Source organism: Psychromonas sp. (genome assembly GCF_041586535.1).
GTDB lineage: Bacteria > Pseudomonadota > Gammaproteobacteria > Enterobacterales > Psychromonadaceae > Psychromonas.
In genome coordinates, this window is record NZ_JBFGZY010000050.1 from 1 (window position 1) to 23,009 (window position 23,009).

Annotated in this window: 20 protein-coding genes; 16 read left to right on the plus strand and 4 right to left on the minus strand. The window is 42.2% G+C overall.

From position 1 onward, the window contains the following. Positions 1–172: 172 nt before the first annotated feature. The 8 genes from sohB to purF all read left to right on the plus strand — a co-directional run bounded on the left by sohB (position 173) and on the right by purF (position 10,129). Positions 173–1,222 (plus strand): protease SohB, encoded by a 1,050-nt coding sequence (gene sohB / locus ABZA00_RS07405; protein WP_372881517.1) that lies wholly within the window; start codon positions 173–175, stop codon positions 1,220–1,222. Positions 1,223–1,411: 189 nt separating this feature from the next. Beyond that, entirely contained in the window at positions 1,412–4,072 is a 2,661-nt protein-coding gene (topA, locus tag ABZA00_RS07410; RefSeq protein ID WP_372881518.1) for a type I DNA topoisomerase, read from the plus strand. Positions 4,073–4,504: 432 nt separating this feature from the next. Next, positions 4,505–4,999 carry a hypothetical protein gene (locus tag ABZA00_RS07415; protein ID WP_372881519.1) on the plus strand — a complete coding sequence of 165 codons (495 nt, stop codon included), beginning with the start codon at positions 4,505–4,507 and terminating at the stop codon, positions 4,997–4,999. Positions 5,000–5,199: 200 nt separating this feature from the next. Next, positions 5,200–5,985 (plus strand): tRNA pseudouridine(38-40) synthase TruA, encoded by a 786-nt coding sequence (gene truA / locus ABZA00_RS07420; RefSeq protein ID WP_372881520.1) that lies wholly within the window; start codon positions 5,200–5,202, stop codon positions 5,983–5,985. A gap of 13 nt (positions 5,986–5,998) precedes the next feature. After that, positions 5,999–7,273, plus strand: a complete 1,275-nt coding sequence (folC, locus tag ABZA00_RS07425; RefSeq protein WP_372881521.1) for a bifunctional tetrahydrofolate synthase/dihydrofolate synthase — start codon at positions 5,999–6,001, stop codon at positions 7,271–7,273. 3 nt (positions 7,274–7,276) lie between these two features. After that, the gene (locus ABZA00_RS07430) at positions 7,277–7,855 is read left to right on the plus strand and encodes an SPOR domain-containing protein (RefSeq protein ID WP_372881522.1); all 579 of its coding nucleotides are present in this window, start codon (positions 7,277–7,279) and stop codon (positions 7,853–7,855) included. 89 nt (positions 7,856–7,944) lie between these two features. Beyond that, positions 7,945–8,451: a CvpA family protein gene (locus ABZA00_RS07435; RefSeq protein ID WP_372881523.1), complete on the plus strand. Its 507-nt coding sequence runs from the start codon at positions 7,945–7,947 to the stop codon at positions 8,449–8,451. Positions 8,452–8,614: 163 nt separating this feature from the next. Further along, on the plus strand, positions 8,615–10,129 hold the full coding sequence (gene purF, locus ABZA00_RS07440; RefSeq protein WP_372881524.1) for an amidophosphoribosyltransferase: 1,515 nt from the start codon (positions 8,615–8,617) through the stop codon (positions 10,127–10,129). Between the two features lie 131 nt (positions 10,130–10,260). Here purF and asnS read toward each other — a convergent pair whose 3' ends face one another. Together asnS and bioA are read right to left on the minus strand one after the other, a co-directional pair. Further along, positions 10,261–11,661, minus strand: coding sequence for an asparagine--tRNA ligase (gene asnS, locus ABZA00_RS07445; RefSeq protein ID WP_372881525.1), 1,401 nt, complete (start codon positions 11,659–11,661; stop codon positions 10,261–10,263). Positions 11,662–11,908: 247 nt separating this feature from the next. After that, positions 11,909–13,180, minus strand: a complete 1,272-nt coding sequence (bioA, locus tag ABZA00_RS07450) for an adenosylmethionine--8-amino-7-oxononanoate transaminase (RefSeq protein WP_372881526.1) — start codon at positions 13,178–13,180, stop codon at positions 11,909–11,911. A gap of 107 nt (positions 13,181–13,287) precedes the next feature. Here bioA and bioB point away from each other — a divergent pair, with 107 nt between their 5' ends. Genes bioB through bioD form a run of 4 tightly spaced genes read left to right on the plus strand, consistent with a single transcriptional unit; the run spans position 13,288 to position 16,999 of the window. Further along, the gene (bioB, locus tag ABZA00_RS07455) at positions 13,288–14,340 is read left to right on the plus strand and encodes a biotin synthase BioB (protein WP_372881527.1); all 1,053 of its coding nucleotides are present in this window, start codon (positions 13,288–13,290) and stop codon (positions 14,338–14,340) included. A 3-nt stretch (positions 14,341–14,343) separates the two neighbouring features. Next, the gene (gene bioF, locus ABZA00_RS07460) at positions 14,344–15,513 is read left to right on the plus strand and encodes an 8-amino-7-oxononanoate synthase (protein ID WP_372881528.1); all 1,170 of its coding nucleotides are present in this window, start codon (positions 14,344–14,346) and stop codon (positions 15,511–15,513) included. Continuing rightward, positions 15,503–16,297 carry a malonyl-ACP O-methyltransferase BioC gene (bioC, locus tag ABZA00_RS07465; RefSeq protein ID WP_372881529.1) on the plus strand — a complete coding sequence of 265 codons (795 nt, stop codon included), beginning with the start codon at positions 15,503–15,505 and terminating at the stop codon, positions 16,295–16,297. Before bioF ends, bioC begins: the two co-directional genes overlap by 11 nt. Then, positions 16,298–16,999, plus strand: coding sequence for a dethiobiotin synthase (bioD, locus tag ABZA00_RS07470; protein ID WP_372881530.1), 702 nt, complete (start codon positions 16,298–16,300; stop codon positions 16,997–16,999). 112 nt (positions 17,000–17,111) lie between these two features. Here the strand turns inward: bioD and ABZA00_RS07475 are convergent, their stop codons facing one another. Together ABZA00_RS07475 and ABZA00_RS07480 are read right to left on the minus strand one after the other, a co-directional pair. Further along, positions 17,112–17,582, minus strand: a complete 471-nt coding sequence (locus ABZA00_RS07475; protein ID WP_372881531.1) for an RES family NAD+ phosphorylase — start codon at positions 17,580–17,582, stop codon at positions 17,112–17,114. Continuing rightward, complete coding sequence (locus tag ABZA00_RS07480) at positions 17,582–18,034, minus strand: antitoxin Xre/MbcA/ParS toxin-binding domain-containing protein (protein WP_372881532.1); 453 nt, start codon at positions 18,032–18,034, stop codon at positions 17,582–17,584. Before ABZA00_RS07480 ends, ABZA00_RS07475 begins: the two co-directional genes overlap by 1 nt. 895 nt (positions 18,035–18,929) lie before the next feature. Between ABZA00_RS07480 and ABZA00_RS07485 the strand changes: the two genes are divergently transcribed. The 4 genes from ABZA00_RS07485 to ABZA00_RS07500 all read left to right on the plus strand — a co-directional run bounded on the left by ABZA00_RS07485 (position 18,930) and on the right by ABZA00_RS07500 (position 22,699). Next, positions 18,930–20,729 carry an ABC transporter ATP-binding protein gene (locus tag ABZA00_RS07485; protein WP_372881533.1) on the plus strand — a complete coding sequence of 600 codons (1,800 nt, stop codon included), beginning with the start codon at positions 18,930–18,932 and terminating at the stop codon, positions 20,727–20,729. 364 nt (positions 20,730–21,093) lie between these two features. Continuing rightward, entirely contained in the window at positions 21,094–21,312 is a 219-nt protein-coding gene (locus ABZA00_RS07490) for a CRISPR-associated ring nuclease (protein ID WP_372881534.1), read from the plus strand. A 344-nt stretch (positions 21,313–21,656) separates the two neighbouring features. Beyond that, a complete protein-coding gene (locus ABZA00_RS07495) occupies positions 21,657–21,989 on the plus strand; it encodes a YnfA family protein (RefSeq protein ID WP_372881535.1) in 333 nt (110 codons plus the stop codon). Positions 21,990–22,087: 98 nt separating this feature from the next. Next, positions 22,088–22,699, plus strand: coding sequence for a cation transporter (locus ABZA00_RS07500; protein WP_372881536.1), 612 nt, complete (start codon positions 22,088–22,090; stop codon positions 22,697–22,699). Positions 22,700–23,009: the final 310 nt, after the last annotated feature.

Here is a 23,009-nt window from a genome sequence, read left to right on the forward strand (position 1 = left end):
AACCCGTAGGGCAGCATTTGTTCGAGCTTTCTACTTCGTTATCGCCAGCTTATGTAGAACAACTACACTACGCAGGCTCTGCCTTGTATAAAACACGAACAAATTGCTGCAAAAATGCACGCGAAAGGTCAACAGACCCTAATAAAATAAATAAAACTAAAGGAGTACAATCTTGGAATTTTTTATCGAATACGGCTTATTCTTAGCCAAAGCCTTGACTCTGGCGCTGACTATCATTGCCATTGTGGTGACTGTAGTGGCTGTATCCAGTAAACAAAAGCATAAAAAAGGGGAGCTAGAGTTAACCGATCTCTCCGAGCAGTTAAAAGAAACAAAAAAAACCATAGAAGAGAAGTTATTAAGCCACCATCAGTTAAAAGCGCGCCTTAAAAAAGATAAAAAAATTCAAAAAGAAAAAGATAAAGAAGCTAAAAAAGCAGCCAAGTCCGGTCAGGATAAAGAGGGGCTGCCACAACTTTATGTGATCGATTTTAAAGGCAGCATTGACGCCAAAGAAGTGACCTCTTTAAGAGAGGAAGTTACTGCTATTCTTGGCGTGGCCAGTGAAAAAGACGAAGTTTTTGTGCGCCTGGAAAGCGGCGGCGGCATGGTTCATGGTTACGGGTTGGCGGCTTCGCAACTACAACGTTTAAAAGATCATAATATCCCATTAACTATCTCTGTGGATAAGGTTGCAGCCAGTGGCGGTTACATGATGGCTTGTGTTGCGGATAAAATCATTGCAGCGCCTTTTGCTATTTTGGGCTCAATTGGTGTTATTGCGCAAATTCCTAACTTTAATAAATTATTAAAAAAACACGATATAGAGTTTGAGCAATTAACCGCAGGTGAATATAAACGCACATTAACCATGTTTGGCAAGAATGATCAGGCTGGGCGCGATAAATTTCAGCAGGAATTACAGGAAACGCATGATCTGTTTAAACAATTTGTTACTCAGCAACGCAGTCAAATTGATATAGACAAAGTTGCCACCGGTGAACATTGGTATGGTTTACAAGCGATAGAGCGTAATCTGGTGGATCAGATTTCAACCAGTGATGATTATTTATTAGGGCAGCTGGATAACCGCCAGATCGTTCAAATCAAATACGTTCAGCGTAAAAAGTTTGCCGATAAACTCGGGCATGCTGTTTCTGTTGCCTTGGAAAATGCGTTGCTGAAAGTCTTTCAAATGAAGTCTAATCAATTAGTTAAATAATCGTGTTATTTTTAAACAAACAGATAAGTCAGCTTAAATAAAGTTGACTTATATGCTTAAAACACTGTGTTTTTGAAAATATATGTTGCTATTCCGTTAAAGTTTGGATTATATAAAAAGGAAATTCACCAGAAGAAGATAAATTTAAGTTTCTTTTCTCGATTATGACTATTTGGGTAAATAAGTATTATGAGCAAATCTCTTGTTATTGTGGAGTCTCCGGCAAAAGCAAAAACTATCAATAAATATCTAGGCAAAGATTACATTGTAAAATCCAGTGTAGGTCATATTCGAGATCTCCCAACTAGCGGCAGCGCAAAGAAAAAGATAGATGCCAAAGCAACTAAGTCCTTAGCGGGTATGACAGAAGCTAAAAAAATCAAAGAAAAAGCTAAACGTGCACAGGATGCCCTGGTAACAAGAATGGGTGTAGATCCCAACAATGATTGGAAAGCCAATTATGAAATTCTGCCGGGCAAAGAAAAAGTTGTCAGTGAATTACAAAAGCTTGCCAAAGACGCTCCTACTATCTATCTCGCAACCGATTTGGATAGAGAGGGAGAAGCAATTGCCTGGCATTTAAGGGAAGTGCTTGGTGGTGAGCAGGATAAATATCAGCGTGTAGTCTTTAATGAGATAACCGAAACGGCTATCCATGAAGCATTCGAACACCCCACTGAATTGAATATTGACGGTGTTAATGCCCAGCAAACCCGACGCTTTCTGGATCGGGTTGTTGGTTTTATGGTTTCCCCATTACTCTGGAAAAAAGTGGCGCGGGGATTATCCGCCGGACGCGTACAGTCTGTTGCAGTACGTTTAATCGTTGAACGTGAAAGGCTAATTAAGGCGTTTAACCCGGTTGAATTCTGGGATCTGCATGCGGATCTGCAAAATGCGACAAAATCTGATCTGCGCTTAGAAGTTTTTAAAGAAAATGGTAAAGCTTTTAAACCGGTCAGTGAAAAAGAAACCCTTAATGCAGTAGAAAAACTTAAATCAGCACAATATAAATTAGTTTCCCGTGAAGACAAACCCACTAAGAGTAAAGCGAGTGCGCCTTTTATCACCTCTACACTGCAGCAGGCTGCCAGCACCCGTCTAGGTTTTGGTGTTAAAAAGACTATGATGCTGGCACAACGTCTTTATGAAGCCGGTTATATTACTTATATGCGTACTGACTCTACCAACCTCAGTAAAGATGCAGTGGCCAGTGCACGTGAATTTATCGCCAGTGAATTTGGTGATAATTATTTACCGGCTGATCCGGTCAGTTACAGCAGCAAGTCGGGTGCGCAGGAAGCCCATGAAGCTATACGTCCGTCTGATGTTAATCAATTAGCAGCACTGCTGGCCGGTGTTGACCGTGATGCCCAGCGTTTGTATGAGCTTATCTGGCGGCAGTTCCTGGCCTGCCAGATGTTACCGGCTTTATACGATGCCACGACCTTAATTGTGCAGGCCGGTGATTTTCAACTGCGTGCCAAAGGGCGGACATTACGTTTCGCCGGTTGGACAAAGGCTCAGCCTGTCGCAAAATCTCAGGTTGATGAAGTGCACTTCCCGGAAATAGCTATCGGCGAGACACTGAATTTAATTGATTTGGATCCTAAACAGCATTTTACCAAACCACCCGCGCGTTTTACTGAAGCCGCGTTAGTAAAAGAACTTGAAAAACAAGGTATTGGACGTCCATCTACCTACGCAAGTATCATTTCAACGATTCAGGATCGTGGTTACGTAAAAGCTGAAAAACGTCGTTTTTATGCGGTGAAAATGGGTGAGATTGTCAGCGATCGGCTCAGTGAAAATTTTGTTGAATTAATGAGTTATGATTTTACTGCGCAAATGGAGCGTAATCTGGACGCGATTGCGGAAGGCAAAGCAAACTGGAAAGAGCAGCTGGATCACTTCTATCAGGATCTGAAAAAATTATTGGATAAAGCTGAATTGCCTCCGGAAGAGGGGGGGATGCGCCTTAATGAGCCTGTGGTTGTTAAAGAGATCCATTGTCCTACCTGTGACAGAGAAATGGGTATTCGGACCGCTTCCACAGGGGTATTCTTAGGCTGCTCCGGATATGCACTACCGCCGAAAGAGCGCTGTAAAACAACCATTAATCTGGTTAACGGTGAAGAAGCCATTGATCTTTTATCAGGCGAAGATGTGGAAACTGCTGCGTTAATGGCCAAACAGCGCTGTCCAAAATGTGATATGGCAATGGACAGCTACCTGGTTGATGAAAAAAGAAAACTGCATGTTTGTGGTAATAACCCTCTGTGCGATGGTTATCTTGTTGAACAGGGTGAATTCAAAATTAAAGGCTATGATGGCCCGGTTGTTGAATGTGACAAGTGCGGCAATGATATGCAGTTAAAAGAGGGGCGTTTCGGAAAATATATGGGCTGTACCAATGAAGAGTGCAAAAACACGCGTAAAATTTTACGCAGTGGCGAAGTTGCTCCTCCGAAAGAAGATCCGGTCCATTTAACTGAATTACCTTGTGAGCAAAGTGATGCGTATTTTATTCTCAGAGACGGTGCTGCAGGTCTTTTCCTTGCTGCGAGCACCTTCCCTCGTTCACGTGAAACGCGCGCACCTAAGGTATCTGAACTGGCGCATTTTAAAGAGAGAATTTCACCTAAGTTTTATTATTTAGCGGAAGCACCGCAAACAGATCCTCAGGGCAATCCGGCAATCGTCCGCTACAGCCGGAAGAATAAAGAGCAGTATGTTATGACTGAAGTTGACAAGAAGGCGACCGGTTGGACTGCAAGATATGTTGACGGCAAATGGGTCGAAGAACAAACTAAAAAACGGGCGGTTAAAGCAAAAGCGGCAAAGGAATAAATAACCACTGCCGTTATTGGAGAACAGTGAGTTGCAGTGGCAGCATGGCTGTTCATCCCCACAGAGCAGATAAGATAATCACCTTTATCTTATCTGCTGCAAACTTAATCCCACCCCATCTGAGCTTGTGATAATGTTTTGCAGACTTAGCCTGATTTATTAGCAATGACTTAAGTAAAATAAGTTCCTCGCAACAACGCAAAATTTGATCTATAAAAACGGCTAAAGCAGAGATCGCAAACTTGTGAGCAAGCCGCTAAAACGTCATTTTCCTATACTGATATTTTTGATTTTAATCATACTAATACACACGTCATCCTCAATTGATAAAAATATGCATTATCTTTGTCCTAAGACTTTTATCCAACATGACCTCAAAAAATTAAAACTGCTTTATTTTCTAATAACAGAAGTTGTTAAGGAGATCCATTTGTGACTCAGTACTCCCGGTTAAGTGCATTAGAACGGAAAATCATCCTGTTTAATTATGAAAAAAACGGAGCGCAGAATATCACTCTGCCGTTTACAGAATTGAGTGATGAAGACCGTTCTTTTATTACTACCGAGGGCAGTTTTATTCTCTGGGAGTTAGAAAAAAGAAAACTGCAGGGACATGAAGTTGTTGCACATTCATGGATAATTCTGGCAAAAGATAATATGTCACTGTTATTACACTTCCAGGAAAATAATATACTGCAAATCGGTGAGTTATTTGATCATCAATATGTCGATGGTGTGTGGTTTTTAGACAATGGTATTCTGGTGTTAGAGTTTGTCTACCAGCAGCATCATTATGATATTAATATTATTGCCAATAATAACCGTTTGATTCATTCTGCCTTACAAATCATTGACAACGAAAGTATTGAGTTTTTAAAAGTGATTCCCCTCAGCCATGCCAAATATGGGAAATCTTTAAAGGATTAAGTGCTCCATAAAAAGATCCCGGGAAAGATGAACATCAATCATCTAAACAGCGGATTATGCCAAGGTAATGCCATTTTTAAATTAATTACTGTAAAATGAACAACTAAACAGCAGTTAAAGGCTGTCTAAATACAATTCATTTTAAAAAGAATCACCACATAGTATATACTACGCAATTTTAATTTTAGGATGAATGATTAATGCGTATAGCACTGGGAATTGAATACGATGGTGCCGCTTATTATGGCTGGCAGCGCCAAAAAGAGGTGATCTCGGTACAAGAAGAACTCGAAAAAGCCTTGTCTGTAGTTGCTAATCATCCCGTTACCGTTAATTGTGCCGGGCGGACCGATGCCGGTGTGCATGGTACCGGGCAGGTTGTCCATTTTGATACGGACGCTGTGCGTAAAGACGTTGCCTGGACACTGGGCGTTAATGCTAATCTTCCCGATGATATTGCTGTCCGCTGGGTTAAACAGGTGGATGATTCATTTCACGCCCGATTCAGTGCAACCGCACGCCGCTACCGTTACATTATCTACAATGGACCGTTTCGTCCCGGTATTCTCCGCACCGGACTAAGTCACTATCATATGGCTTTAGATGAGCAAAAAATGCATCAGGCGGGGCAGACTATCCTTGGCGAACAAGACTTTACCTCTTTTAGAGCGCTGCATTGCCAGGCGAGCAGTCCGGTCAGAACCATTGAATATTTGAATGTTTGCCGACGCAGCAATTTCATCATTATTGATATTAAAGCCAATGCTTTTTTACATCATATGGTCAGAAACATTGCCGGCAGTTTAATTGAGATTGGCCGCGGTAATCAACCGCTGGACTGGTTACAGACGTTAATAACCCATAAAGACAGAGCCAAAGCTGCTGCAACAGCCAAAGCCGGTGGTTTATATTTAGTTGAAGTTGATTATCCTGCTGAATATGACTTACCCAGACCACCCTGCGGACCATTATTTTTAGATCTGTAAATTAGAGAAAAATATGCATAATAAAAACCCTGAAACATTACCACAATGGCTGGCTTATATTGAAAAACTGCACCCTAGCGAAATCGAATTAGGGCTGACCCGTATAAATAAGGTCGCGACGGATCTGCAGCTGGTTGATTTTGACGCAAAAGTGATCACCGTTGGCGGCACCAATGGTAAAGGTACCACCTGTGCTTTCCTTGAAGAGATCTTGATTCAGGCTGGTTATAAAGTAGGAGTATACAGCTCTCCGCATATTCAAAGATATAGCGAGCGGTTACGCATTAACAAGCAGGAATTATCCGAGCAGGCACACTGTCAGGCCTTTTCTGTCATAGAGAAAGCCCGCGCAGAAACGTCATTAAGTTATTTTGAGTATGCGACATTAGGCTGTCTGTACCTGTTAAAACAAGCGCAGTGTGATTATATCCTATTGGAAGTGGGCCTGGGTGGGCGATTAGATGCAACTAATGTCGTTGAATCGGATATTAGTGTGATCACCACTGTGGATATAGATCATGTGGACTGGTTAGGGGATGATCGCGAAAAAATTGGTTTTGAAAAAGCGGGTATTTTCCGAGCTGGAAAAGCGGTTATTTGTGGTGAGTTAAATCCGCCTTTATCATTACAGAATTATGCGACGAAGCTCGATTGTGCTATCAGCTACGCCGGGAAGGATTTTTCCTATCAGGTGACGGGTGAGCAATGGAATTGGTACGGTAAACAAGTTATCGAAGGGATCCGTTTACCCTTATTACCGGTGCAGAATGCCTCAACCGCTCTGGCAGTTATTGAAGCATTACAGCTGGATATTGAATCAAAGGTGCTTAAGGAAGCCATTGAAAATGCAAGTTTAGCCGGGCGGTTACAAAAATTGTCCACTGGGGCTCCCTGCGATCTCTATTTAGATGTTGCCCACAATCCTCAGTCGGCAAAATACCTGGCCAGTCAACTGCAGATTATCAAGTCCAGGAAAAGCAAAGAATGTAAAGTATATGCGATTATCGGTATGTTGGCAGACAAAGACATGAACGGCACTTTTAATCAGATAAACTCAGAAATTGATTTTTGTAACCTGATCACCTTGGATTGCTACCGGGGTGCCAGTGCGGCCTTATTATTAGAAAACTATAAACACTCAAAAAATGCACAAGGCAGTGCTGATTGTTTTGAAAATATTGCCGCAGCCTATAAATCGGTAGTTAATAAAGCAAGCGCATCTGATATAATTGTCATATTTGGTTCATTTCATACTGTTTCTGATTTTTTAAATTTTTCACAAGGATAAAGTGTGGCTTCTCAGTTTAAAAACCGTTTAGTCGGTGTAACTATTTTAGTTGCTTGTGTTGTTATCTTTTTACCAACCATTATTGACGGTAAAAAAAACTCCTATGAAGATGAATTTATAGCAACGCCGATTCGGCCGGAGTTAAAAAATCATACTCTAGCCAATAACCGCCGTGATCCGCTGGCAAACTCAACGGTTCCGGTTGAAGAGGCTGCAACAGCGCAAACTGCTGCGGCCAATGATGATTGGGAAATTGAAGAAGTGGCAAACACCGTCACGCTTTCGAAGAAGCCGGCAAAATTTGCAGAAACAATAGAAAAAAAACAATTTCCTGATCGGGCATGGACCATTCAGTTAGGCGCCTTTCAAAATGCAGATAATATAAATGCATTATTGAAACAGTTACACACTGCCGGTTTTCAGGCACATACTGTTCCGGCAGAAGTAACCGATGGTATTTTAACCCGTGTATTTGTCGGTCCTGATGTATCGGAAAAACGTCTTAAAGAACAATTACCCAGGTTAAAAAAATTAACGCATTTAGAAGGTCAAATTGTATCCTTCAAAGCAACGAATCCCTAAGGTCAACAGACCCTAGATTATTTAAGTAATTGCGGTTCTTCTCTGGTAAACTGCAGCCGTTTTTCAATTTGATTTATTAAAGGACAATAATGAGTTGGTTTAACAGTTGGTTTGATATCGCTATTCTCGGCATTATCGCTTTTTCATCTTTAATCAGTTTAATGCGTGGATTTACCAAAGAAGCGATCTCCCTGGCAACCTGGTTTGGTGCTTTTTTCATAGCCAGTAACTTTTATCCCGAAGTCTCGGTTTACTTAACTCAAATAGATGATCAAGTCATTCGCAATTCTGCCTCAATCGCCATTTTATTTATTGCCGTGTTATTACTCGGTGCCTTAATAAATTATATCATTAACCGTTTAGTCGCGGTGACCGGGTTATCCGGCACGGATCGTCTTCTTGGGATTATCTTTGGTGCCGTCCGCGGCATATTAATCGTCAGCGCTGTACTGTTTTTTATCGATTCATTTACTGATTTTAATCAGGCAGTCTGGTGGACTGAATCACGTTTAGTGCCGGAGTTCGGCATTATTATTGAGTGGTTTTTTGAACATCTTGAAAATTCATCCAGCTTTTTGAATACGATTTCTGTTTAAAGAGCATTAGTTAGCGGCGTTTGTTCTGCTAAAGGATATTTACAACTGAATAACCCGGCAGGCGGGTTTAGTTTGTATTTTTATAAAAATTTACCATCCATATCAGTCATATTAATTAATATGCTTGATATAACTTGTTTTTCTTAAAATAAAGGCCTTATTTATGTGTGGAATCGTTGGTATCGTTGGATCAACACCTGTTAATCAAAGTATTTATGATGCATTAACTGTATTACAACATCGCGGGCAAGATGCTGCCGGTATTGTGACTATTGATGAAGATAATTTTAAACAGCGTAAAGCAAATGGTATGGTTAAAGATGTGTTTGAATCAAAACATATGCAGCGTTTGAAAGGAAATATCGGCATCGGCCATGTGCGTTACCCGACTGCAGGCAGCTCAAGTGCCGCTGAAGCACAACCATTTTATGTGAACTCTCCCTGGGGACTTGCTCTTGCACATAACGGTAATTTAACCAATGCCCATCATTTACGTGAATCATTACTTAAATCCCGTCGCCACATAAATACAACCTCTGATTCCGAGGTGTTATTAAACATCTTCGCAGCAGAACTTGACATGGTTGAGAATGACAACTTAACACCGGATGATATTTTTTCCGCCATCAGCAATGTACATAAAAGCGTTAAAGGTGCCTATGCGGTAGTATCTTTAATTATCGGCAACGGCCTGGTTGCATTTCGTGACCCGCATGGTATCCGTCCATTAGTGTTGGGCTCACGTAAGACAGAAGAGGGTGATGTAGAATATATTGTCGCTTCGGAAAGTGTTGGCCTTGACACGATCGGCTTTGAAGTTATCCGTGATGTTGAACCCGGTGAAGCTATTTATATCACTGAAGACCGTCAACTGTTCAGCAAACAATGTGCTGAAAATACCCGCTTAACGCCTTGTATCTTCGAATATGTTTATTTAGCGCGTCCGGATTCAACGCTAAGCGGTATCTCGGTTTATGAAGCTCGCTTAGAAATGGGGCGTAAATTAGGTGCAAAAATAAAACGAGATTGGGCGGATGTAGATATTGATGTGGTTATTCCAATTCCGGAAACATCCAATGATATCGCCTTGGAAATTTCACTGGAAATGGGCTTACCCTACCGCCAGGGTTTTGTAAAAAACCGTTATATTGGCAGAACCTTTATTATGCCGGGGCAGACACAGCGACGTAATGCGGTTCGCCGTAAATTAAATCCAATTACTGCAGAGTTTAAAGATAAAGCGGTTTTATTGGTGGATGACTCAATTGTGCGCGGTACTACCTCAGAGCAGATTATTGAAATGGTACGCGATGCCGGTGCTAAAAAAGTTTACCTTGCTTCAGCCGCACCACAAGTATGCCATCCGAATGTTTACGGTATTGATATGCCGACTGCCAATGAGTTAATTGCTTATAACCGCAGCGTTGAGCAGATCAGTGATTGTATTGGAACTGATGCACTTATTTTCCAGGATCTGCAGGATCTTAAAGATGCGCTGAGCAAACAGAATCCGAATACAGATGATTTTGAATGTTCGGTATTTGACGGAATCTATGTAACGGGTGATGTTAATCAGGATTATTTTGACTACCTTGCAACCTTACGTAGTGAAGATGCGAAGAAAATTCAAGAGCAGAAAGAAGAGATCGCAAGTTTAGAGCTGCATAACGAAGCTTAAACAGCTCCGCTGTCTTAACGCTCTATTAGCAAGCCGCAAAGTGATTTGTGGCTTTTTTTTGCGTGTTAGAAATTTTTACAAAAAAGCCGGCATAAATGCCGGCTTTTTGATTATTGATTTACATACGGGGATTAGAAGTCTGCCGTACCCGGTGCGCGCGGGAAGGCAATTACATCACGGATATTCTGCACACCAGTGACGTAAGAGACTAAACGCTCAAAACCAAGACCAAATCCGGCATGCGGCACTGTGCCGTATTTACGCAGATCACGGTACCAGCTGTAATCTTCTTTATTTAAACCCATCTCTTCAAAACGTTTATCAAGCGCGTCAAGGTTCTCTTCACGCTGGCTGCCACCGATAATCTCACCAATGCCCGGTGCTAATACATCCATTGCCGCAACGGTTTTACCATCTGCATTTAACTTCATGTAGAACGCTTTGATATCTTTCGGGTAGTTTTGCAGGATGATTGGTGCGCCAATATGCTCTTCTGCAAGGTAACGTTCATGCTCTGATTGTAAATCTACGCCCCATTCAACCGGGAATTCGAATTGTTTGCCGCAGTTTTGTAAAATTTCAATCGCGTCAGTGTAATCCATACGCACAAATTCAGAGCTGATCATTTTCTCAAGGCGGGTAATCGCTTCTTTATCCACGCGTTGAGCAAAGAATGCCATATCGTCAGCGCGTTCGGTCAGTACCGCATTAAAGACATACTTAAGCATATCTTCAGCAAGCTGCGCAGCATCGGCTAACTCGGCAAAAGCAATTTCCGGTTCAACCATCCAGAATTCAGCCAGGTGACGGGTTGTATTGGAGTTTTCAGCGCGGAAAGTTGGCCCGAAAGTATACACATTACTCAGTGCACAGGCATAAGTCTCCGCATTTAACTGACCTGATACGGTTAAGAAAGTCTCTTTACCAAAAAAGTCTTTTTTGTAATCAATTGCACCTTGCTCAGTTTTCGGAAGATTGGTCATATCAAGGGTACTGACGCGGAACATTTCGCCGGCACCTTCGGCATCATTACCGGTGATAATCGGGGTGCTGATCCAGTTAAAGCCTTTTTCATAAAAGAAGTTATGAATAGCATGTGACAGACAGTTACGTACACGTGTTACTGCGCCGAACATATTAGTACGGGCACGCAGGTGAGCATGTTCACGCATGTATTCAATACTATGGCGCTTTGCTGACATCGGGTAAGTATCCGGATCTTGTACAAAACCGAAGACAGTCACCTGAGTTGCCTGAATTTCAAATTTCTGGCCTTTCCCCGGGCTTTCAACTAATTCACCGGTTACCTGTACAGAACAACCTGCCGTCAAATTTAGCACTTCTGAGCTGTAATTTTCTAATTCGGCAGGAACAACAGCCTGGATAGGGTCAAAACATGAACCATCATAAATTGATAAGAAAGAGATACCGGCTTTTGAATCACGACGGGTGCGGATCCAACCTTGAACCGTCACTGTTGTACCAATCGGAAATTTACTGTTGAATACTTCAACAATTGCTGTTTTTGACATTAGAATAAGTGCTCCATAATCACTTTTCGCAGTGATTTTACTAAAAAAATAACAAAGGCATATATTACCTAGGCTAGTATTAGATACAAGTCTATCATCGCATAATACCCCAGTTTTTATTAGGTTTTCCAGAGGATGGCGTAATATCCGGCAAATGACTATCTGATAGTCGCTAGTTGTTAGTTGTTTGTTTTTAGCCGGTCATTGCTGGTCGCTCTATACTCGAAGCTCGCAGTTACCTTCAACGTTAACTTTCATTCACTACCGTGAAGATAGCCGCGCATAAATGCTGCAGCTGGGTTCGGCTGATAATATAAGGCGGCATAATATAAATAAGTTTGCCAAAAGGGCGTATCCACACGCCATGCTCTACAAATTTTTTCTGTACAGTTGCTACATCCACCGGCTCATGAAGTTGTACCACGCCAATGGCACCCAATACCCGCACTGATTTTACCTGTGCTAGCTCTGCACAGGGGGCGAGATAACCTTTTAAATCAGATTCAATCTTCACGACTGCTCCCTGCCAGTCAAAACTTAACAGCTTTTCTATATTGGCATTGGCCACGGCGCAGGCGAGAGGATTACCCATAAAAGTGGGGCCGTGCATAAATACCCCGGCTTTACCCCGGCTGATGGTTTCAGCAATATGGTTAGTAGTTAAGGTTGCCGCCAGGCTCATGTAACCGCCGGTAATGGCTTTGCCGATGCAGATAATATCCGGACTGATATTAGCATGTTCACAAGCAAATAATTTACCGGTACGACCGAATCCCGTGGCTATTTCATCGGCAATTAATAACAGATCATATTGATCGCAAAGCGTCCTTACCCCCTGCAGATAGTTGCTATGGTAAAAATGCATCCCCCCCGCGCCCTGGACGATAGGCTCGAGAATAATCGCGGCAATATTAGCATGATTGTCTTTCACTAATTGGCTGAGCATATCAAGGTCATGTGTATCCCATGGCTGATCGAATGGGGTTTTAGGCTGCGGAGCAAATAACTGCCGGGGTAAAAAATTATGGTATAACTCATGCATCGAACCTTCCGGATCCGTGACACTCATCGCCCCGAAGGTATCGCCATGATAACCGTTACGGATTGTAAGGAATTGGCTTTTAGGTTTGTCCAGAGCATGCCAGTACTGCAGTGCCATTTTTAAAGCTACTTCTACACTGACACTGCCGGAGTCAGATAAAAATACCTTCTCCAATCCGACGGGAGTGATGCTGACCAGCTTTTTAGCCAGATCAACGGCTGGTTGATGGGTTAAACCACCAAACATAACGTGTGACATTTTATCTAACTGTTGTTTTGCCGCTGTGTTTAACTCCTCTACGTTATATCCGAATAAACACGCCCACCAGGAGGACATGCCGTCAATCAGTTGCTTGCCGTTTTCCAGTGTCAACAAACACTTATCAGCTGAAACAACGCCATAACAAGGTAATGGTTCGGTCATGGAAGTGTAAGGATGCCATAAATGCTGTGTATCAAATTGCAGATCAATGCTCATAACGCTCGCTTTTTAAACAGTTGTAAAGATATGGTCGCTAAAAAGTTGACAGTGTATCTTTCCAGCTTAAACTAACCAAACAATTTCAGGGTAATAAAGGGAATAATATGATAAATACAACAATCCGCCAAAACTGGACTGTTTCAGAAGTTGATCAACTGTTTGCAATGCCGTTTATGGATCTGTTATTCCAGGCGCAAAGCATTCACCGCGCAAATTTTCCTTTAAATGAAGTGCAGGTCAGTACCTTGTTATCAATAAAAACAGGGGCTTGTCCTGAAGATTGTAAATATTGTCCGCAGAGTGCCCGTTACGACACGGGGCTTGAAAAAGAGCAGCTGATGGAAGTTGCCAAACTTATTAAAGCCGCTAAGGAGGCGAAGGCCACCGGATCAACCCGTTTTTGCATGGGCGCTGCCTGGAAGAATCCCAAGCAGAGAGATATGCCTTATTTACTTGAAATGATTAAAGAGGTTAAATCATTAGGACTTGAGTCCTGTATGACTCTGGGGATGTTGGACAGCGGACAGGCAGAGCAGTTGTCACAGGCCGGATTGGATTATTATAACCATAATCTCGATACATCTCCTGAATATTACGACAAAATTATCACTACTCGAAACTATCAGGATCGTCTGGATACCCTAGAGAACGTCCGCAATGCGGGCATGAAAGTGTGCAGTGGCGGTATTGTCGGCCTGGGAGAAGCGGGCAGTGACCGCTCCGGGTTATTAGTACAGCTTGCTAACATGCCCAAACAGCCGGAAAGTGTGCCGATTAATAAATTAGTGAAAGTAAAAGGCACACCGCTGGATAGCGTTGAGGATCTCGATGATTTTGATTTTATCCGCACCATTGCTGTGGCGCGTATTTTAATGCCGCAGTCCCATGTACGATTATCAGCTGGAAGAGAGGATATGTCGGAACAGACTCAAGCGTTATGTTTTATGGCGGGGGCAAATTCCATTTTTTATGGTTGTAAATTATTAACCACTGCCAATCCGGATGAAAACTCCGATATGCGTTTATTCAAAAAATTAGGGATCAACAAAGAGGCGATTAACCAGTCGCCTTTCGAAGTTGAACAACGCGTTGATGCTGCGATTGTCAGATTCAGCGAGAAAGGTGAGCTGTTTTATGACGCAACGAGCAAAGCTTAAGCAATGGCCTTTAATCTTATCAATGAGCAGTTAAGTAGTCGCCGGGAGCAGGGGCTTTATCGGTCATTAACCTCTATCTCTGGTCATCAGGGACGCTTACTCACGGTAGCAGATAAAAGCTATCTGAATTTTTCCAGTAATGATTATCTGGGATTAGCCGCGGATCCGCAACTGATCCAAGCCTGGCAGAAAGGCGCCTCGCTGTATGGTGTAGGCAGTGGCGGCTCTTACCTGGTAAGCGGATTTAATCAGGCCCATGATGATTTATGTGAGCAGTTAAAGTCATGGTTAGGCGTAGAAGCCGTGGCGTTATTCAGCTCCGGTTATTCAGCAAACCAGGCGATTATCAAACTGCTCCTGAAAAAAAATGATCTGTTACTGCAGGATAAGCTTAATCATGCCTCTTTAATGGAAGCCGGATTGTTATCCGAGAGTAAAATGCAGCGTTTTAAACACAACGATATGCTTCATTTAGCAAGCTTATTAGCTAAACCTGCAACGCAGCAGGCTGATAAATTAATTATTAGCGAAGGTGTGTTCAGTATGGATGGTGATTGTGCACCGCTTCCCGGACTGTATGAACTGGCAAAAAAGCATGATGCCTGGTTAATGATTGATGATGCTCATGGTTTAGGGGTATTGGGCAACAATGGTAAAGGCAGTGTTGCAGCATCGGGCCTGGAGAATAACAATCTGCAGATCTACATGGCGACCTTTGGCAAAGCCTTAGGGGTTGGCGGCGCATTTGTTGCCGGCAAGCAGACATTGATAGATTATTTAACTAATTTTTCCAAGCCTTATATCTACACGACAGGACTTCCCCCCGCGATGGTTTATACTATTGCAGAAGCTGCGCGTATGGCTGAAACAGAGGATTGGCGGCGCGATAAACTGCAGGTGCTGATAGCCACTTTCAGAGAAACAGCAACAGGGTTAGGGATCCGTTTAGGAGATTCAAATACGGCCATTCAGCCTGTTATTATTGGTGATAGTCTTAAAGCCTTAGAGGTTGCGGAGAAATTAAAAAAACTGGGATTCTGGACAACCGCTATTCGTCCACCGACTGTGCCCGTTGCTACAGCGCGTCTGCGCATTACCCTAACAGCGAATCACGAGGAGCTTGATGTGGTTAATCTGAGCAAGGCCATATACCGGGTGCTTAATGACAAATAGTCTAATTTTCGATATTGATAAAGCAGCGGTTGCCCAGTCATTTTCTAAAGCGGCAGCACATTATGATCAGTTTGCACAGCTGCAGCGTGATATCGGTGATAAGTTGTTTGCTTCTTTGAACAAAAAACAAACTGCTAACTGTCTGGATCTCGGCTGTGGCACGGGGTATTTCAGTGAAAAATTACTGACCCAACATAATATTGATTCATTGATCTGTTTTGATCTCTCTGCCGGCATGCTGGCGTTTCTGCAAAATAATCGCAATTTGCCGGTTAACTGTGTGCAGGGGGATATGGATTGTTTGCCTTTTTCTGACAATCAATTTTCCTGCATATTCTCCAATCTGGCGATGCAGTGGAGCAGTGATCTACAAAATGTATTAAGGCAATTGAAAGGGGTCTTGTTAGCGGGGGGAGAATTGAATTTTTCCACTTTATTAGCGGGATCATTAATAGAACTACGCGATGCCTGGCAGGAGGTAGATGTGCACCCGCACACTAATACCTTTTTAACTCTGGTAAATATCGAAAAAATGCTCGAGAAGGTCGGTTTCACCTCGGTTAATATTCACCAGGAAACCATTACCCTTTATTACCCGAATGTTTGCGCAGTGATGCGCGATTTAAAGGGCATAGGGGCCAATCAGGTACATGGCCATCAACGGCACAAACTGCAGGGGCGCTCCTTAATTAATAAACTTGAGCAGGGTTACGCTAAGCACAAAACCCGGTCAGGACTATTACCTCTTTCCTATCAGGTATGTTATATAAAAGCGGTTAAATAAATGAATGAAAGCATTAACAGCCCTGTCTATTTCGTGACAGGCACAGATACTGACGTAGGTAAAACAGTTTGCTGTCAGGCCCTGCTGCAGGCGGCCAACAAACAGCAATGCACCACAGTAGCCTATAAACCGATAGCGGCAGGGTGTGTGGAGACAGCAGATGGGTTACGTAACCACGATGCGCTAGTGCTGCAAAAATACAGCAATATTCAAGTCGCTTATGAGCTGGTTAATCCGATTGCATTTGCTCAGCCAATTGCCCCGCATATTGCAGCTGAGCAGGAAAACAGGCCCATTGAATCGGTTAATATTTCTCACGGATTAGAGAAATTAAAAGCATTAAACAGCGATCTGATTTTAGTTGAAGGCGCTGGTGGCTGGCGTTTACCTTTAAATGACGAGCAAACCCTGTCGGATTGGGTAAAGGCGCATCAATTACCGGTGATAATCGTTGTCGGCATGAAATTAGGCTGCTTGAACCATGCGCAGTTAACCTATGAAAGCATTATCAATGATGGCCTGCAGGTGGCGGGGTGGATAGCTAACCAGGTAGAGAGCGATATGCCCTATTATGCACAGAACTTAGCCATGCTAAAGCATAAAATCAAAGCACCGATGATTGCTGAAATTCCCTATTCACACAATGTAAACGAATTGGATCTCTCTGAATATGTAAATATTAATTTCTTATTCAATAAATAAAGTAAATTTTCATTTTAGCTGGTGGATCTAATACCAATCTTTAATGTGTTGATATTAAAGAAAACTACGATTTCATTATCCAGAACTGAGGTTAAATAGCAAAAAATGAGTATTATTTGAAAATACGAGGGTCGAATTCGAAGTCGAGTTTTTCGTGCTTGTTGAAGATTTCTTTCATGGCAGGGTGGTTAGGGTTAATAACATAGTTCTTGTCTCTGGGCGATATTGTCGAGGGAACTTGCAAAGCAGCAAACTGTGGCGCTGGATCATTTAAGAACTCGTCTCCAATGTATTGAGTCGCCTCGCTTGCAGGAATTGCGCGCCATGTTGATGGTAAATCTACTTGCTCGAGCTTAACAATTAACTCATCCGGCATGTCGATTCTATATAAATCATAGTGATTAATAATGTTTGGGTTATTATTTACGTGAACAAACACCTCCAGAGCGCATAAAGACTCTGACTCTGAAAAGTACAGAGCCTCGCTACCTTTTGAATTCCACCTGCCGCCAAATAGTTTCGCACCAATGGGATTAAAGGGAGTATCAGAGTATTTTTTTTGCGTAAGTCGATACAGTTCCATTAAGAAAAGACGCCGTGTTCTACTCTGCCAATAAGATCTTTGACGATCTCGAAGTCTACGGTAGTCGAAACCATATCAAGTGGTCTTTTTCCACCTAAACCATATACACTTTCCCGTATCCATTTCAGTGCTTGCTGTTCGTCATTAAACAATTCAGTTGCTAACTTTATGAGCATAGCGAAGCGGTAGATAGCGTCACTCTCCTGAGTATTGAAACGTTCGTCATTTTTCAGTCTGCGCTTAATGGTACTGACAGGAATATGGGTAACATTGTGAAATTCACTTTGAGTAAGTTTCGTTCGCTCAATGATATTTCTGTATACTTGTGGCTTAAATCCCTGGTGGACAGCTTCGCAGCGAGCAGTCTTAGCATCTTCAATTCCAAGGCTAATCCAGAAGTTTTTTTTGTTACTATGCTTAGGTTTAAAGCTTTTCAATTCAACAGTTGCCATAGAAAGCGCTCCTTAAACTGGACCATATGGTCTTTTAGTGTGGCTTAAATGAGCTGGTTTTGCAACTGTTGAGAAAAAGAGCCCTAACAAGCTGCCTTGAGGCAGACGGTGGCGGCGATGGTGATGATTACCGGTTATGCGATTATTGCCTTGCCGACTGGCATTGCTACCGTGAAAATGTCGCGGGAATTCGACCGTCAGGCTTCTACCCAGCCCTGTCCACAGTGCTGAAGGTCACGATACAGATGCCCGCTACTACAATTTTGCGGCGCAGCGTTGTAATTGATTGTCAGGCAAACATTGTATTAGCTGAATGTGCAAATCAAATTCGACAACAGCCATAAGCCTCCTATGCTAAGTGTAAACCAGCCCACAGAGATGATTTTGTGCCAGGCTATTAAGAAAATTGCAGATAGGTCAGCATAAAACCGTCAGTCCGCAGGGTGAATGCTCGTGTAGTCGCATTGCATCGTTCAGCATCAACGTGATTTGAACTTTATGTATCAGGCGGCTGAAAAAGCAACCTTATTAAAAGTCCGTGAGCAATATATTAATACCAATTCCGTTAATTAGATGATCTATTTAGGCGTAGGAAAAATGGATGAAAGCAAGGCATTGATTGCAGTAACTAGTTGTTCTAATTACAAAATCAATAACGAAGCTAGCATTCATTTTAGCAAGCATAAATGAATAGATAATTATCGGATTTGGTATAACCTTCGTTAAATATATTCTGGCGATAGGTTTATAGAGTTAAAAGTCGGGAAAGAAGCTTTAAAGAAAGTGAATGGTCAATCAATATCTGCTGACGAAAACATCGCATTTTATTGCCTTATAATTTATGGCACTTATCAGTACAATGGTAATAAAATCACTAATAGGAACCATTATCACCTTGAAAGATAATAATAACGAAACGATCGACCGGGACTGGCTAGTTAATCAAGCCAAATTGCATAAAAAACGCCTGATCTGGGCGAATATTATTGCCCTTATCGCGGCTGCTATCAGTGTACCTATACCGCTATTGATGCCGCTAATGGTGGATGAGATCCTGCTTAATAAGCCGGCGGGGGGCGTTGATTTTATTAACCATCTTTTACCGCTATCACTGCAACAGCCAGCTAACTATATTATCGTTATTTTTCTCTTTGTGATTGTGATGCGCACCCTCAGTCAGCTGCTCAATATTGTGCAAAGCCGTCAGTTTACATTGGTATCTAAAACCATTACCTGCACGATACGTCAGCGGATGATCGATAAATTAGGCCGGATTAGTATTCGCGAGTATGAAACCCGCGGCAGTGGGGGAATTAATTCGCATATAGTGACCGATATCGAAACCATAGATCAATTTATCGGTAGTACGTTAAGCAGCTTTATTGTTAGTTTATTAACCGTGATCGGTACCGCTGTGATTTTATTATGGATAGATCTCTATTTAGGGATGTTTATTGTATTAGTGAACCCCTTTGTGATCTATTTTTCACGTAAGTTAGGGACGCGGGTCAAAACGCTAAAAACAAAAGAGAATCAAGCTTTTGAAAAATTTCAAAACCGTTTAATTGAAATTTTAGATGGCATATATCAGCTGCGTGCTTCAAATCGGGAAAAGGATTTTTTAAAGGATCTTAAAACAGATGCCGATAATATTCGCAGTAGTGCAGACAAATACGCCTGGCAGAGTGAGGCTGCAGGCCGCAGCTCCTTTTTATTATTCCTGTTGGGATTTGAACTGTTTCGTGCGACAGCGATGCTAATGGTGTTATTTAGCGATTTAAGCATCGGGGAGATCTTTGCCATTTTCGGTTACCTCTGGTTTATGTTATCGCCAGTGCAGGATCTGTTAAGTATTCAATTCTCCTGGTATAGCGCCTCTGCTGCGATAAAACGAGTTAACTCTCTGCTGCAACTCGAGGAAGAGCTGCGCCTGCCAAGTAAAGTGAATCCCTTTATTAATGGTCAGCCGGCTGAGGTAGTTATTCGTCATCTTAATTTTGCTTATGATAATGAAAATCAAATATTAAACGATTTATCACTGACTATTCCTGCAGGTAAAAAAATTGCCTTAGTCGGTGCCAGTGGCGGCGGAAAATCGACTCTTATTCAGCTGCTGATTGGGGTGTACCAGCCAAGCCACGGGGAAATTTTATTTAATGGTGAAACAAGCAGTGATATTGGTTTTGATATTATTCGCGAGAATATCTCTGTGGTGTTGCAGCAACCTGTATTATTTAACGATACATTACGTCATAACCTCTCCCTGGGGGGGACTTATACGGATGCACAATTATGGCAGGCACTACAGGTTGCGCAGCTTAATGATGTCATGGTGCAGTTGAGTGACGGATTAGATACTCAGCTAGGCCGTCAGGGCATTCGCCTCTCAGGCGGTCAGCGCCAGCGTGTGGCAATTGCGCGTATGGTACTGACCGATCCCAAATTTGTTATTTTAGATGAGGCTACTTCTGCGCTCGATACCGCAACAGAAAGTGCGCTGCACAGTGCATTAAATAGCTTCTTAGCTGGGCGTACCACACTGATTGTCGCGCATCGCCTGTCCGCGGTTAAGCAGGCGGATATTATCTATGTTTTAGAAGAAGGACAGATCAGCCAGTCAGGCAGACATAGTGAGTTAGTAGAGAAGGATGGTTTATATCAGACCCTGTATGGCACGGTTCAAAGCGCTTCCTAATGACTTTCCAAGCTCAAATCAAATAGTGAGTTATTTGTTAAAAGTGATTTTGTTTAAGATTATCGGTAAACGATCAAAAATTGCTATTCGGTGATCCATAAACCGCAATATATATACCCATGATACTTCAAGGTGCAAAGTCAGCAAGGTCAATTGTGCCGAGGTGCTAGACATAAAATTGAAGTCTAGTTATTCTACAGAGAGAATTTATAACAAAGCAGATTGGTGCAATTTCCCTTGCCCTACGGGACGCGAGCTCGAAAACCAGTGCTGCGTTGCAGCAATCGAAAAGGGAGTAACCATTACCTCATGTTGCGCCTTGCTCTGATTGCCAAGCTCGTGCCTTGCTCTGATTGCCAAGCTCGTGCCTGACAAAGCATTTGATGATGTTAAAAAAATTGAAGAGCAAACCCACATGGCCGATTTTATCACCGGTAAAGTGTTTGCGTTAACTCAAGATAATAACCTGGCGATTCATGTCTCCATTGCTGGTGGACGTAAAACCATGGCGTTTTATTTAGAAGATATGGGTGTCCAGCCTTTTTCCATGATACCAACTCCATTAATTAGATGCTCTATTTAGGCGTAGGGGAAACGGATGAAAGCAAGGCATTTTAGTATTTTTGGGTAGTTGCAATAATAGGAAACCGTTGCATCTTTTATGATGAGTTGAATGAAGGTTTCGTTAAAAGTGACTATGATTCTCACGGTGAACTTAGTGGAAATTCAAGAGTCGAAAATGTTCAGCAACTTACTGATTTAGTTTAACGTATTGTGCATTCGAGATTTGTAATTAGCTAACAAGCTAGTCGACTGGACGCATAACGGTTGTCATCGTTTTTGCAAAATAAAAACATGGCAAAAACAACACCAACCTACGCGCAGTTTATTGCGGCGTTATACATTCGTGTAGATTTTAGGAGTACCATGTTTGAATTTAAGACTATAGCTTTATTTGGTATCACTGCTATAGCGGAAATTGTTGGTTGCTATCTTCCTTATCTTTGGCTTAAACAAGATAAGAATATATGGTTGTTAATCCCTGCGGCGTTGAGCCTGACACTATTTGCATGGTTACTGACTTTACACCCTACAGCAACTGGTAGAGTTTATGCGGCTTATGGTGGTGTATACATTTTTGTAGCCTTATTGTGGCTTTGGCTTGTTGATGGTGTAAAGCCAACTATGTGGGATCTTGTCGGTGGTTCAGTTGCATTATTAGGCATGGCAATAATTATCTTTGCACCAAAAAATGTATAACAAGTCAATTTAACAAGGACTAAAAACAGCGGGCCACCGCTTCGCGATTTTAGCCCGCCATTTTTAGCTTGTTAATATGGGTATAGATTAGAGAATATATGTCAGATTGTGGTGGCGGAGCGGAACAAGCAAATAAACTAGAGAGAAAAACCCTTATTATACTTCTCTCAATAAACGCATTTATGTTTGTTGCTGAATTGGTTTTGGGGTGGCTAGCACAATCTACAGGTTTACTAGCTGATTCTCTAGACATGCTGGCAGATGCAGCAGTGTACGGCCTTTCGCTCTATGCTGTCGGCAAAGGAATCGTGTATCAAGCAAAAGCGGCTCAAGTCAGTGGTTTCCTTCAAATTATATTAGGGCTCGGTGTTTTATTTGAGGTCCTTAGGCGGTTTTTTTTTGGCTGCGTTCCTCAAAGTACATTAATCATCATAGTTGGTGCTGTTGCTTTGTTGGCGAATATAATTTGTCTTGTATTAATATCCAAGCACAGAGAGGGAGGCGTACATATGAGGGCCTCTTGGATATTTTCAACAAATGATGTCATAGCTAATCTAGGGGTAATAGTTTCAGGTATACTTGTTGCTCTTATGGGTAGTCGGCTTCCTGATCTAATTATCGGAACAATAATTTCACTTTTAGTCGTCCGCGGCGGAATTAAGATCCTCCATGATGCAAAAGAAACACGTGAATCAGTTAAGCGCGCCTAACAGCAATAATAGGGTCAGATTATTTGCCTCTTAGTGGGGCGTTATGTGTGTTGGGGAAGTTATGCTGCCATCTTACTAAGATGATCATTTTGAACTAGATGATGGTGAGGAAATAAAGTTCATTTCTCAAAAGAGATGGACACTAGGGTCTGTTGACCTTTCGCGTGCATTTTTGCAGCAATTTGTTCGTGTTTTATACAAGGCAGAGCCTGCGTAGTGTAGTTGTTCTACATAAGCTGGCGATAACGAAGTAGAAAGCTCGAGCAAATGCTGCCCTACGGGTTCATCTAAAAGCGTCCTGCGCTGCGTT

Excerpts from the sequence above, each read along its gene's own strand:
- ABZA00_RS07495 (WP_372881535.1), top strand. The coding sequence starts at position 21,657 with ATGTTTGAATTTAAGACTATAGCTTTATTTGGTATCACTGCTATAGCG.
- ABZA00_RS07500 (WP_372881536.1), top strand. The coding sequence starts at position 22,088 with ATGTCAGATTGTGGTGGCGGAGCGGAACAAGCAAATAAACTAGAGAGA.
- bioD (WP_372881530.1), top strand. The coding sequence starts at position 16,298 with ATGAATGAAAGCATTAACAGCCCTGTCTATTTCGTGACAGGCACAGAT.
- truA (WP_372881520.1), top strand. The coding sequence starts at position 5,200 with ATGCGTATAGCACTGGGAATTGAATACGATGGTGCCGCTTATTATGGC.
- ABZA00_RS07475 (WP_372881531.1), bottom strand. The coding sequence starts at position 17,582 with ATGGAACTGTATCGACTTACGCAAAAAAAATACTCTGATACTCCCTTT.
- bioB (WP_372881527.1), top strand. The coding sequence starts at position 13,288 with ATGATAAATACAACAATCCGCCAAAACTGGACTGTTTCAGAAGTTGAT.
- asnS (WP_372881525.1), bottom strand. The coding sequence starts at position 11,661 with ATGTCAAAAACAGCAATTGTTGAAGTATTCAACAGTAAATTTCCGATT.
- ABZA00_RS07435 (WP_372881523.1), top strand. The coding sequence starts at position 7,945 with ATGAGTTGGTTTAACAGTTGGTTTGATATCGCTATTCTCGGCATTATC.
- bioA (WP_372881526.1), bottom strand. The coding sequence starts at position 13,180 with ATGAGCATTGATCTGCAATTTGATACACAGCATTTATGGCATCCTTAC.
- bioC (WP_372881529.1), top strand. The coding sequence starts at position 15,503 with ATGACAAATAGTCTAATTTTCGATATTGATAAAGCAGCGGTTGCCCAG.
- bioF (WP_372881528.1), top strand. The coding sequence starts at position 14,344 with ATGGCCTTTAATCTTATCAATGAGCAGTTAAGTAGTCGCCGGGAGCAG.
- folC (WP_372881521.1), top strand. The coding sequence starts at position 5,999 with ATGCATAATAAAAACCCTGAAACATTACCACAATGGCTGGCTTATATT.
- ABZA00_RS07480 (WP_372881532.1), bottom strand. The coding sequence starts at position 18,034 with ATGGCAACTGTTGAATTGAAAAGCTTTAAACCTAAGCATAGTAACAAA.
- purF (WP_372881524.1), top strand. The coding sequence starts at position 8,615 with ATGTGTGGAATCGTTGGTATCGTTGGATCAACACCTGTTAATCAAAGT.
- topA (WP_372881518.1), top strand. The coding sequence starts at position 1,412 with ATGAGCAAATCTCTTGTTATTGTGGAGTCTCCGGCAAAAGCAAAAACT.